Source organism: Streptomyces sp. NPDC046303, assembly GCF_055588085.1.
Genome location: NZ_JBVJFA010000003.1, coordinates 17,201 through 29,698, shown reverse-complemented (window position 1 = coordinate 29,698; position 12,498 = coordinate 17,201). Strand labels below are relative to the sequence as shown.

Below are 12,498 nucleotides of genomic sequence, written 5' to 3'. Positions count from 1 at the left end.
CCAGGCAGCGCTAACTGATGGGTTGCGCTTTCCAAAAGTTAGTGGTTTTCTTTCCCTCGTCGCAGTCTTCCCCGTCGCGCCGCCCCCGTGCGGCGACGGGATTCCCGAGGAGAGATCCCTTGTCCGGTACCCCGCACACCCCCGTCGTCTCGATCGCCTACCACTCCGGCTACGGCCACACCGCCGTCGTCGCGGACGCCGTCCGCAACGGCGCCGCCGAGGCGGGCGCGACCGTCCACCTGATCAAGGTCGACGAGATCGACGACGCGCAGTGGGCGCTGCTCGACGCCTCCGACGCGATCGTCTTCGGCTCGCCGACCTACATGGGCACCGCGTCCGGCGCCTTCCACGTCTTCGCGGAGGCCACCTCCAAGCGCTGGTTCGGCGACGCGTGGCAGGACAAGGTCGCGGCCGGTTTCACGAACTCGGCCTCCAAGAGCGGCGACAAGCTGCACACCCTGCAGTTCTTCCAGGTCCTGGCCGCGCAGCACGGAATGAGCTGGGTCAACCTGGGGCTGAAGCCGGGCTGGAACTCCAGCACCGCCTCGGAGAACGACCTCAACCGCCTCGGCTTCTTCGCCGGCGCCGCCGCCCAGACCAACTCCGACGAGGGTCCGGACGCGGTGCACAAGGCCGACGTCGCGACCGCCGAGCACCTGGGCCGGCGCGTCGCCGAGCACACCCGGGTCGTCCTCGCGGGCCGGGCGGCCCTGGCCGCGCTCTGACGGCCGCGGGGCTCGTGCGGCTACCGCACTAGAAGCCGAAGTCCTGGGTCCACCAGGGGCCGCCGGCGGCGAAGTGGGCGCCGACGCCCAGGGTGCGGAACTCGCAGTTGAGGATGTTCGCCTTGTGGCCCGGGCTGTCCATCCAGGCCTTCATCACGGCCTGGGCGTCGCCCTGGCCGCGGGCTATGTTCTCGCCGCCCAGGCCCGCGATCCCGGCCTGGGTGGCGCGGTCCCACGGGCTGTCGCCGTCGGGGTCGGTGTGGCCGAAGAAGCCGCGGGTGGCCATGTCCTTGCTGAACGCGCCCGCGAGCGTCGCGAGCGGCGGGTTCGCCCGGACCGGGCCGCACCCGGCCTGGGCGCGCTCCTGGTTCACGAGGGTGACCACGGCGGCCTCCTCGGCGGAGTGGCCGTCGAGCGGCGGCCGGGTCGTCGGCGCCTGGGTGGAGGGCTTCGGGGGCAGGGGAGCCGGCTTCGCCGGGGCCTTCGCGGACGGCGCGGCGGACGGCGCGGCGCTCGGAGAGGCCGGTGCCGAGGCCGGTGCCGAGGCCGGTGCCGAGGCCGTCGGCGAGGGCGACGCGGAGGCCGATGCGGACGGGCTCGGCGAGGCGGATGGGGAAGGGGATGCCGGGGCGCTGGCGGAGGGGGAGCCGGTGGCGGTGCGTCCGGACAGGTTCGCGAGGCCGCCCTGCTGCTCCACGGCGCTGCCGACGGGGCGCGGCGAGACCTTCGAGCCGGTTGCCGCACGGTCGGCGGAATCCGAATCGGCGGTCCCGACATAGGGGAAGGAGTCCCCGACCGGGACCATGCCGGTGGTCACGGCGGCGGTACCGAGCGCCACGGCCACCGAAACGCCCAGCAGGCCGGTGCGCAGGGCGGCGCCGCGCTTGCCGCCGCGGCGCGGTGCGGCGTGGAGTCCGTGGCGTCCCATCGGCGTCGTGCCTTCCTTACCAGATCAAGATCGTCCTTTTCTCACCCAAACGGGTGAGTTCATTGGTGCGCGACTGTACGCCATGGCGTACAGGGGGCGATGTGCCCCGAAAGTCTTTGCCCGGTTAGCGTTCACGCATGAATGAAGATGTCCGCTTGATCGCCTGGGTGCGCGGCCGTGTGCAGGGAGTGGGCTTCCGCTGGTTCACCAGGGAGAACGCCCTGGCGATCGGCGGGATCGTCGGCTTCGCGCTCAATCTCGACGACGGGCGAGTGCAGGTGGTGGCAGAAGGTCAACGTGAGAATTGCCACCGGCTGCTCGACTGGCTCCGCTCGGCCGACACGCCCGGCCGGGTGGACGGGGTGACAGAGATCTGGGGCACACCGCGCGGTGGCTACGACGGGTTCGCGATGCGCTGACCGTTCGGCTGATCATGTACTGATCACACGCTGAGTTCGTCCGCACACGGTCGGATCTGCGCATTCTCCGTCGACGCGTTGCCGTCGCGCTCAATCCGTGGAAGGCTCGGAGACGAGGATGATCTCCACGCCCCTTGCGGGGCCCGGGCCGCCCGCCGATACGGGGCGTGATCGTGTTGACCGTCAAACTTTTTGGTGAGACGCTGGAAGCCCCGCGCACCTGAGCTGTTTGGCAGTGTTGGCAGTAGTAAGCGCAGTGACTGACAGTCGCTGTCGGACATCCGCGGGTGCGATTCCCTCACGACCCACACCGCTTCGGTCGGTCACTCAGTGTGGAGGACCATCCATCATGGCAAAGGCGCTTCTCGGTTACGTCGGCGGTTCCGACCCGCGACTCCTCGCCGAGATGCGACGGCTTCAGCAGCGCGTCCAGGACCTCGAGTCCGAGCTCGTACGGATTCAGTCCGAAAACGACGCACTGAACGCGGCCGCCGCTCAGCACGACGGAGATTCGCTGCTCGACAGCATTGAGATCGACGTACCCAAGGCGGAGCCTGCGCTCACCTGATCCGCGCTCACATCGTCGCTCGACACCAGCCCGCATGATCTGCAAGGGCCCCGCATGATCTGCAAGGGACGCTCCGGCGTCCCTTCTTTCTTTGGGTGTCCTCGGGCGCCGAACCCTCCGCGGCGTGGACCAGGTGGGGGGGCCGAAACCCTTTTGACGCCGGTCGCGCCCTGCACCTTCATGGGTGAAACCGAACGCGAAAGGTAGAGTCCGGCGGCGTGCACCTCAAGTCCCTGACCCTGCGCGGCTTCAAATCCTTTGCTTCCGCGACCACTCTGCGCTTCGAACCCGGCATCACCTGTGTCGTGGGTCCGAACGGCTCCGGCAAGTCCAACGTCGTGGACGCGCTGTCCTGGGTCATGGGCGAACAAGGGGCCAAATCCCTGCGCGGCGGGAAGATGGAAGACGTCATCTTCGCCGGGACCACCGGACGTCCGCCGCTCGGCCGCGCCGAGGTCTCGCTGACGATCGACAACTCCGACGGCGCGCTGCCCATCGACTACGCCGAAGTCACCATCACCCGGATCATGTTCCGCGGCGGCAGCAGCGAGTACCAGATCAACGGGGACACCTGCCGCCTGCTCGACATCCAGGAGCTCCTCTCCGACTCGGGCATCGGCCGCGAGATGCACGTCATCGTCGGCCAGGGCCAGCTGGACTCCGTCCTGCACGCCGATCCCATGGGCCGCCGCGCCTTCATCGAGGAGGCGGCCGGCGTACTGAAGCACCGCAAGCGCAAGGAGAAGGCGCTGCGCAAGCTGGACGCGATGCAGGCCAACCTCGCGCGGGTGCAGGACCTCAACGACGAGCTGCGGCGCCAGCTCAAACCCCTCGGCCGGCAGGCGGCGGTGGCCCGGCGGGCGGCCGTCATCCAGGCGGACCTGCGCGACGCGCGGCTGCGGCTGCTCGCCGACGACCTGGTCACCCTGCGGCGCGCGCTCGACGCGGAGATCGCGGACGAGGCGGCGCTGAAGGAGCGCAAGGAAGCCGCCGAGGCCCGTCTCGCGCAGGCGCTGCGGCGCGAGGCGGAGCTGGAGGAGGCCGTACGGGAGCTCGCGCCGCGGCTCCAGCGGGCGCAGCAGACCTGGTACGAGCTCTCGCAGCTCGCCGAGCGGGTCCGGGGTACGGCCTCGCTCGCGGACGCGCGGGTCAAGAGCGCCACGGCCCCGGTGGAGGAGGAGCGGCGCGGGCGCGACCCCGAGGACATGGAGAAGGAGGCCGCGCGGATCCGCGAGCAGGAGGCGGAGCTGACGGCGGCCCTGGAGGCGGCCTCCCACGCGCTGGAGGACACGGCGGCGCACCGGGCGGAGCTGGAGCGGGAACTGGCCGAGGAGGAGCGGCGGCTGCGGGACGCGGCGCGGGCCATCGCCGACCGGCGCGAGGCCCTGGCCCGGCTGACGGGCCGGCTCGGCGCCGCCCGCTCGCGGGCCGGGGCCGCGCAGGCCGAGATCGACCGGCTCGTCGCGGCGCGCGACGAGGCCGAGGCGCGGGCGGTGGCCGCGCAGGAGGAGTACGAGGCGCTGGCGCAGGAGGTCGGCGGCCTCGACGACGCTTCGGTGGAGGAGGAGTACGAGGCCGCGCGGGCCGGGCTCACCGAGGCGGAGGCCGAGCTGTCGGCGGCCCGCGAGGCGGTGACGGAGGCGGAGCGCTCGCGCGCCGCGGTGTCCGCCCGGCGCGACGCTCTGGCGCTCGGCCTGCGGCGCAAGGACGGCACCGGGGCGCTGCTCGCGGCGCGGGAGCAACTGGCCGGGCTGCTGGGCCCGGCGGCGGAGCGGCTGTCGGTGACCCCGGGGTACGAGGTCGCCGTGGCCGCCGCGCTCGGCTCGGCGGCGGACGCCCTGGCGGTGTCCTCCGCGGCCTCCGCGGCCATGGCGATCCGCCACCTCCGCGAGGCGGATGCCGGCCGGGCCACGCTCCTGATCGCCCCGCCCGACTCCCTGAACCAGGCCCCGACACCGCCGCCCCTCCTGGCGCAGGCCCCGACACCGCCGCCTCTCCCGGGCCAGGCCCCGGCAACGCCCGCCCTCCCGGGCCAGGCCTCGACAGCGCCCGCCCTCCCGGGCCAGGCCCCGGCAACGCCCGCCCTCCCGGGCCAGGCCTCGACAACGCCCGCCCTCCCGGCCCAGGCGCCGGCTGCACCGGCTGTCTCGGGCCGGGCCCCGGCTTCGGCCGGTCCGGCGGCCGACGGGCTGCCGGGTCAGGTGCGGGGGCCCGGCATGGCCGCGCCAGCGGGCTCCGGGCTTGTCGGCCCGGCCTTGGACGGGGGCGATTCCCCCCACCCCGCCCCTTCCCCCAACCGGGCTCTGCCCGGACCCGCGCCTCACACGCCGGCGGGTCTGGATGTGGCGGATGCCGTCCGGTCGGCGCGGCAGGATGGCCCGCCCGGCAGGTTCGGTTCCGCCGGGCACGATCCAGCCCCGCCGGCGTGTGAGGCGCGGGGTCTGGGGCGGAGCCCCGGCACCGAAGCCGCCGCTCCCGCTGCCGGGCTGGTCCAGGGCGATGCGGCGGCGTGGCGGGCCGTGGCCTGGGTGCTCCGGGACCACTTCGTCGTCGGGACGCTCGACGAGGCCGAGGCCCTCGTCGCCCAGCGGCCCGACGCGGTGGCGGTCACCGTCGAGGGCGACGTCCTCGGCGCGCACCTCGCCCACGGCGGCTCCGCCGCGGCGCCCAGCCTGATCGAGGTGCAGGCGGCCGTCGACGAGGCGGCGCAGGAGCTGGCCCGCCTGGACGACCGGTGCCGGGAGCTCACCGCGGCCCAGGCGTCCGCCCGGGCACGGCGGCAGGACGCGGCGGCCCTGGTCGAGGAGCTCTCCGAGCGCCGCCGGGCCGGGGAGCGGGCCCGGGCCGGGGTCGCGCAGCAGCTCGGCCGCCTCGCCGGGCAGGCGAAGGGCGCGGCCGGCGAGGCCGAGCGCAGCGCCACCGCCGCCGCCAAGGCCCAGGACGCCCTGGAACAGGCCCTGCTGGACGTGGAGGAGTGCGCCGAGCAGCTGGCGACGGCCGAGGAGATGCCCGCGGAGGAGGAGCCGGACACCTCCCGGCGGGACCGGCTCGCCGCCGACGGCGCCAACGCCCGGCAGACCGAGATGGAGGCCCGGCTGCAGCTGCGGACCCACGAGGAGCGGGTCAAGGGGCTGGCCGGACGGGCGGATTCGCTCGACCGGGCGGCCCGCGCCGAGCGGGAGGCCCGTACCCGCGCCGAGCGCCGCCGGGCCCGGCTGCGCCACGAGGCGCAGGTCGCCCGGGCGGTCGCCGACGGCGCCCGCCAGCTGCTCGCCCACGTGGAGGTCTCGCTGGCCCGGGCCGGCGAGGAGCGCGCCGGAGCCGAGCACGCCAAGGGCCTGCGCGAGCGGGAACTGGCCGAGGCCAGGAACAGCGGCCGGGACCTGAAGGGCGAACTCGACAAGCTCACCGACTCGGTGCACCGCGGGGAGGTGCTCGGCGCCGAGAAGCGGCTGCGCATCGAAGCGGTGGAGGCCAAGGCGCTGGAGGAGTTCGGCATGGAGGCGGCCGGCCTCGTCGCCGAGTACGGGCCCGACCAGCTCGTTCCGCCGTCCCCGCCCGCCGAGGGCGAGGAGCTGCCCGAGGATCCGGAACACCCCCGCAACCGTCCCGGTGCCTTCGTCCGCGCCCAGCAGGAGAAGCGGCTCAAGGCGGCCGAGCGCGCCTACCAGCAGCTCGGCAAGGTCAACCCGCTCGCGCTGGAGGAGTTCGCGGCGCTGGAGGAGCGCCACCAGTTCCTCAGCGAGCAGCTGGAGGACCTGCGCAAGACCCGCGCCGACCTCCTCCAGGTGGTGAAGGAGGTCGACGAGCGCGTCGAGCAGGTCTTCACCGAGGCGTACCGGGACACGGCCCGCGAGTTCGAGGGGGTCTTCTCGCGGCTGTTCCCCGGCGGCGAGGGCCGGCTGATCCTCACCGACCCCGACAACATGCTGACCACCGGCGTCGACGTCGAGGCCCGCCCGCCGGGCAAGAAGGTCAAGCGGCTGTCGCTGCTGTCGGGCGGCGAGCGCTCGCTGACCGCCGTGGCCCTCCTGGTGTCCATCTTCAAGGCGCGGCCCAGCCCGTTCTACGTGATGGACGAGGTCGAGGCCGCGCTCGACGACACCAACCTGCAGCGGCTGATCCGCATCATGGAGGAGCTCCAGGAGAGCTCCCAGCTGATCGTCATCACGCACCAGAAGCGGACGATGGAGGTGGCCGACGCCCTCTACGGCGTCTCGATGCAGGGCGACGGCGTCTCGAAGGTGATCAGTCAGCGACTCCGCTGACCCGCTTCACTTCATAAAGTGAACACTGGACTGACCGCGAGCCGACGTCCATGCCACCTTGACGCATCTTTGCCGAGGTATTGACTTCAGGAAGTGAAGTCATAAGCTCTCTGTGCCGTGTCCGACGTTCAGGTGGTGGTGAGCACTGTGCTGTGCGCCACTGGAGGAACACGTGCACAGACGCACACCCCCACACCGCCCGCCGTCGGCGCCGGGCCCAGGAGCGCACCTTGACCAGCACAGCGAACGCACCCGCGTCAGGCAGTGGCCGGGCGGCGCAGCCCGACCATCTCGGGCACGTCATCTTCATCACCGCCGCCGCGGCCATGGGCGGCTTCCTCTTCGGCTACGACAGCTCGGTCATCAACGGCGCCGTCGTCGCGATCCGCGACCGGTTCGAGGTGGGCTCCGAGGCCCTCGCCCAGGTGATCGCCGCCGCGCTGATCGGCTGTGCGATCGGCGCCGCCACCGCGGGCCGCATCGCCGACCGGATCGGCCGGATCCGCTGCATGCAGATCGCCGCCGCGCTCTTCACGGTGAGCGCCATCGGCTCGGCCCTGCCCTTCGCCCTGTGGGACCTGGCCATGTGGCGCGTGATCGGCGGCTTCGGCATCGGCATGGCCTCCGTCATCGGCCCCGCCTACATCGCCGAGGTGTCCCCGGCCGCCTACCGCGGCCGCCTGGCCTCCTTCCAGCAGGCCGCCATCGTCATCGGCATCGCCATCTCCCAGCTCGTCAACTGGGGCATCCTGAACCTCGCCGACGGGGACCAGCGCGGCGAGCTCGCCGGCCTGGAGGCCTGGCAGTGGATGCTCGGCGTCATGGTCGTGCCGGCCGTCCTCTACGGGCTGATGTCCTTCGTGATCCCGGAGTCCCCGCGCTTCCTGATCTCCGTGGGCCGCACCGAGCAGGCCAAGCAGGTGCTGCGCGAGGTCGAGGGTTCGGCCGTCGACCTGGAGGCGCGCGTCGCCGAGATCGACCTGGCCATGCGCTCCGAGCACAAGTCCACCTTCCGGGACCTGCTCGGCGGCCGCTTCGGCCTGCTGCCCATCGTCTGGATCGGCATCGGCCTCTCCGTCTTCCAGCAGCTCGTCGGCATCAACGTGATCTTCTACTACAGCTCCTCGCTGTGGCAGTCCGTCGGCATCGACCCGACCAGCTCGTTCCTGTACTCCTTCACCACGTCGATCATCAACATCGTCGGCACGGTGATCGCGATGATCTTCGTCGACCGGATCGGCCGCAAGCCGCTCGCCCTCATCGGCTCGGCGGGCATGGCCGTCTCCCTCGGCCTCGCCGCGTGGGCGTTCTCGTACAAGGAGGGCACGGGCGACGCCATCCACATGCCCGACACCCAGGGCACGGTCGCGCTGATCGCCGCGCACTCCTTCGTGCTCTTCTTCGCCCTGTCCTGGGGCGTGGTGGTCTGGGTGCTGCTCGGCGAGATGTTCCCGAACCGGATCCGGGCCGCGGCCCTCGGTGTCGCCGCCGCGGCCCAGTGGGTCGCCAACTGGATCATCACCGTCTCGTTCCCGAGCCTCTCGGACTGGAACCTGTCCGGCGCGTACGTGATCTACACGGCCTTCGCCGTGCTCTCGATCCCCTTCATCCTCACGTGGGTGCCGGAGACCAAGGGCAAGGCGCTGGAGGAGATGGGGTAACCACCCCCGCCAACACCCCTTCTCCTCGATACTGCCCCGGCTCAGTCCTTGAGCCGGGGCAGTACCTGTTCGCACAGCAGGTGCAGGCTGCGCCAGCCCTCGTCCAGGGGCATCCCGCCGCACAGCGGGTGCAGCACCAGGTTCCCCGCCTCGCCCGCGCCCCGGGCGTACGCGACGGCCTCGTCCGGGGTGAGGACGCGGTACACGCCCTCCGCGCGCAGCTCGGCCACCGAGCGCGCCGCCGACCGTACGGCGCTGCGGATGTCCTTGGACTGCCAGGACGCGTACGTGCCCGCCTCGTGCAGGAAGCACGCGCCGTGCTCGGCCCAGACCCGGTCGGGGTCCTCCGCGATGTGCAGCAGCGGGGTCTCGGCGGCGGGCATCATGCAGAAGCCCTCCGTGCCGTACTCCGCGAGCCGCTCCCGGTAGTACGCCTCCAGCTCCGGCAGGTGGGCGCTCGGGAAGAACGGCAGCCCCAGCCGGGCCGCGCGCCGGGCCGCCGCCTGTGAACTCCCGCCGACCAGCAGCATCGGGTGCGGCCGGGTGAACGGCCGCGGGGTGACCCGTACGGTGCGGCCCCGGAACGCGAAGGGCTCGCCGGTCCACGCCTTCAGCAGGGTCTCCAGCAGCTCGTCCTGGAGCCGGCCGCGCCGCCCCCACTCCACGCCGTGCTGCTCGTACTCCTCAGGCCGGTACCCGATGCCCGCCACGGTGACCAGGCGCCCGCCGCTCAGCAGGTCCAGGACGGCGATGTCCTCGGCCACCTTGAGCGGGTCGTACAGCGGGCCGATGATCGCCGAGACGGTGACCGCGATCCGGCGGGTGGCGCCGAACACGGCGCCCGCGAAGGCGAAGGGCGAGGGCAGCCAGTTGTTGCCGGTGCCGTGGTGCTCCTCGGTCTGGACGGTGTCGATGCCGCGGTCGTCCGCGTACCTCGCCATCTCCAGCGCCGCCCGGTAGCGGGCGGAGAGGGACTCGGGGGTGCCGTTCGGGTCGACGAGATTGAACCGGGCCACGGTGATGGGCATGGAGAAGTCCCCCTTCGCCGGATGCGGGTGGGCGGGCGAAGGGGGACGTTAGCTGACGCAGCGTCAGTTGGACAGGGATCCGGCGAGCTCGCGCTCCTCGGCCGGAGCCGGCGCGTCCGGCGCCGCCGTGCGCGGGAGCACGGCGTACAGCGCGCCCGAGGTCAGGATGCCGGCCGCCCAGCCCAGGCCGTTCTCCCCGATCCAGGTGGCGGCGAGCGGTCCGCTGAACCAGTCCACCTTCGTGAACAGCAGGCCCACGACCAGGGCGAGGGCCCACGCGGTCATCGCCTGCCAGGCGTAGCCGCCCCGGTACCAGTAGGCGCTGGTCCGCGTGGTGTCCACGAGGGCGGGGCCGTCGTAGGTCGTGCGGCGCAGCATGTCCACGCCGAAGACGCCGATCCACGCGGAGAAGGCCACGGCCAGCAGGGTCAGGAAGGAGATGAACGAGCCGAAGAAGCTGGTCGCGACCACCATCAGCAGGAAGCCGAACACCAGGCTGATGACGGCGTTGACGCTGACCGCCCAGGCACGCGGGACGCTGATGCCGAGGGTCTGCGCGGTGAAGCCGGCCGAGTACATGGACATCGAGTTGATGAGCAGCATGCCCACGAGCGCGATGAGCAGGTACGGGACCGCGATCCAGGTCGGCAGCAGCTCGCCGATGAAGGAGACCGGGTCCTGCGCGGTGGCCAGGTCCGGGGTGCCGACGGCCATGACCGCGCCCATCAGCACCATCGGCAGCACCACCACGCCCGCGCCGCCGATCGTCGCGCCGACCAGGCCCTTGGACGAGGCGGTACGGGGCAGGTAGCGGGTGAAGTCGGGGCCGGAGGGCACCCAGCTGATCCCGCCGGCCGCGATGGTGCCGATGCCCGCGACCATCATCGCGGTGGAACCGGCCGGCTTGCCGAAGACGGCCGACCAGTCGGTGGTGGCGACCAGGTACCCGAGGACCAGCACACTGAAGGCGCCGAAGAGGTACGTCGACCACGTCGAGCAGACGCGCAGCGCGTTGATGCCCAGCCCCGACACCACGAAGGTGCAGCCCACGAAGAACAGCAGGGTGACGACGATCAGCGGGGTGTTGCTCCTCACGCCGAAGAGCAGGTCGAGCACGGTCAGCACGGCGTAGGCGCCGCTGACCGCGTTGATGGTCTCCCAGCCCCACCGGGCCACCCAGATCAGGGCGCCGGGGAAGAGGTTGCCACGCTGGCCGAACACGGCCCGCGAGAGCGCCATGCCCGGGGCGCCGCCCCGCTTCCCGGCGATCGAGATCAGGCCCACGATCCCGTACGAGACGACCGGCGCGGCGACCGCGACGACCAGCACCTGCCAGATGTTGAGCTTGTTGAAGATGACCAGACCCGCGCCCATGGTCAGCAGCAGCACGCTGATGTTGGCGGCGACCCAGGTGGGGACGAGCTCGCGGACCCGGCCGCTGCGCTCGCCGTCCGGGACCGGCTCCAGGCCGCGGGTCTCTATCGCGGTCTCTTCGGCAGACATGCAGTACTCCGTGGGGAGGGCGGGGAGGGAGGGCGTGGGGGGAAGTCGCCCATCATCGTAGATGTGAGGTTAAAACCACAAATAGCGACTTACGGCCTGAAGGGGACCGTCAAGATCCGGGTTCCGGGGCGGCCGTGGCCGATACTGGGGGGGTTATGGACATCCTCATCCTTGCCGTAGTCATCGCCCTGGTCGCGGTCGGCGCGATCAGCGGGCTCGTGGTCAGCAGCCGCAAGAAGAAGCAGCTGCCGCCCACGGCGCCGTCGAGCACGCCGACCATCACTGCCCCGCCCGCCGAACCCCAGGTGGGGGAGGACGCCGCACCGACGGTCGAAGAGCCCCGCCGCACCATCGAGGAGGTCACCCTCCCCGAGGCGGAGGCTCCCGCCGGCGTGGAGGTGGCCGAGCCCGAGGCTCCGCCCGTCCCCGAGATCGAGGTGCCCGAGCCCACCGCCGGCCGCCTGGTCCGGCTGCGCGCCCGCCTCGCCCGGTCGCAGAACTCCCTCGGGAAGGGGCTGCTCACGCTGCTCTCCCGGGAGCACCTCGACGAGGACACCTGGGAGGAGATCGAGGAGACCCTCCTCGTCGCCGACGTCGGTGTCGTCCCGACCCAGGAGCTGGTCGACCGGCTCCGCGAGCGGGTCAAGGTGCTCGGCACCCGCACCCCGGCGGACCTGCGCGCCCTGCTCAAGGAGGAGCTGCTGACCCTGGTCGGCACCGACTTCGACCGCGCCGTGAAGACGGAGAGCGGCGAGGACACCCCCGGCGTGATCATGGTCGTCGGCGTCAACGGCACCGGCAAGACCACCACCACCGGCAAGCTGGCGCGCGTGCTCGTCGCCGACGGCCGCAGCGTGGTGCTCGGCGCGGCCGACACCTTCCGCGCCGCCGCCGCCGACCAGCTCCAGACCTGGGGCGAGCGCGTGGGAGCCCGTACGGTGCGCGGCCCCGAGGGCGGCGACCCGGCGTCGATCGCCTACGACGCCGTCAAGGAGGGCATCGCCGAGGGCGCCGACGTGGTGCTCATCGACACCGCGGGCCGCCTGCACACCAAGACCGGTCTGATGGACGAGCTCGGCAAGGTCAAGCGCGTCGTGGAGAAGCACGGCCCGCTCGACGAGATCCTGCTGGTCCTGGACGCCACCACCGGCCAGAACGGCCTGGCCCAGGCCCGCGTCTTCGCCGAGGTCGTGGACATCACCGGCATCGTGCTGACCAAGCTCGACGGCACCGCCAAGGGCGGCATCGTCGTCGCCGTCCAGCGCGAGCTCGGCGTCCCGGTCAAGCTCGTCGGCCTCGGCGAGGGCGCGGACGACCTGGCGCCCTTCGAGCCGGAGGCGTTCGTGGACGCCCTGATCGGCGACTAAGGCCGCGACTTCGCATCCCGCATCCCCGCAG

At 72.3% G+C, this 12,498-nt stretch carries 9 protein-coding genes; 6 read left to right on the top strand and 3 right to left on the bottom strand.

Annotated features, from left to right (window positions below):
* Nucleotides 1-119: 119 nt before the first annotated feature.
* Nucleotides 120-725 carry a flavodoxin family protein gene (locus ACZ6I1_RS03625; RefSeq protein WP_469282675.1) on the top strand — a complete coding sequence of 202 codons (606 nt, stop codon included), beginning with the start codon at nt 120-122 and terminating at the stop codon, nt 723-725.
* Nucleotides 726-753: 28 nt separating this feature from the next.
* On the opposite strand, the gene ACZ6I1_RS03620 is transcribed toward ACZ6I1_RS03625, so the two are convergent.
* Nucleotides 754-1,653, bottom strand: coding sequence for a CAP domain-containing protein (locus tag ACZ6I1_RS03620; protein ID WP_469282672.1), 900 nt, complete (start codon nt 1,651-1,653; stop codon nt 754-756).
* 137 nt (nt 1,654-1,790) lie between these two features.
* Here ACZ6I1_RS03620 and ACZ6I1_RS03615 point away from each other — a divergent pair, with 137 nt between their 5' ends.
* From ACZ6I1_RS03615 to ACZ6I1_RS03600, 4 genes are all read left to right on the top strand, one after another.
* The gene (locus ACZ6I1_RS03615; RefSeq protein ID WP_469282670.1) at nt 1,791-2,072 is read left to right on the top strand and encodes an acylphosphatase; all 282 of its coding nucleotides are present in this window, start codon (nt 1,791-1,793) and stop codon (nt 2,070-2,072) included.
* 349 nt (nt 2,073-2,421) lie between these two features.
* Nucleotides 2,422-2,640 carry a hypothetical protein gene (locus tag ACZ6I1_RS03610; protein WP_469282668.1) on the top strand — a complete coding sequence of 73 codons (219 nt, stop codon included), beginning with the start codon at nt 2,422-2,424 and terminating at the stop codon, nt 2,638-2,640.
* A 218-nt stretch (nt 2,641-2,858) separates the two neighbouring features.
* Complete coding sequence (locus tag ACZ6I1_RS03605) at nt 2,859-6,908, top strand: AAA family ATPase (protein ID WP_469282665.1); 4,050 nt, start codon at nt 2,859-2,861, stop codon at nt 6,906-6,908.
* A gap of 230 nt (nt 6,909-7,138) precedes the next feature.
* Complete coding sequence (locus ACZ6I1_RS03600) at nt 7,139-8,569, top strand: sugar porter family MFS transporter (protein WP_469282663.1); 1,431 nt, start codon at nt 7,139-7,141, stop codon at nt 8,567-8,569.
* A gap of 41 nt (nt 8,570-8,610) precedes the next feature.
* On the opposite strand, the gene ACZ6I1_RS03595 is transcribed toward ACZ6I1_RS03600, so the two are convergent.
* The gene (locus tag ACZ6I1_RS03595; protein ID WP_469282661.1) at nt 8,611-9,597 is read right to left on the bottom strand and encodes an LLM class flavin-dependent oxidoreductase; all 987 of its coding nucleotides are present in this window, start codon (nt 9,595-9,597) and stop codon (nt 8,611-8,613) included.
* A gap of 63 nt (nt 9,598-9,660) precedes the next feature.
* Entirely contained in the window at nt 9,661-11,100 is a 1,440-nt protein-coding gene (locus tag ACZ6I1_RS03590; RefSeq protein ID WP_469282659.1) for a cytosine permease, read from the bottom strand.
* Between the two features lie 155 nt (nt 11,101-11,255).
* On the opposite strand from ACZ6I1_RS03590, the gene ftsY reads away from it, so the two are divergent.
* Nucleotides 11,256-12,467 (top strand): signal recognition particle-docking protein FtsY, encoded by a 1,212-nt coding sequence (gene ftsY, locus ACZ6I1_RS03585; RefSeq protein WP_469282656.1) that lies wholly within the window; start codon nt 11,256-11,258, stop codon nt 12,465-12,467.
* The last annotated feature ends 31 nt before the right edge of the window (nt 12,468-12,498 follow it).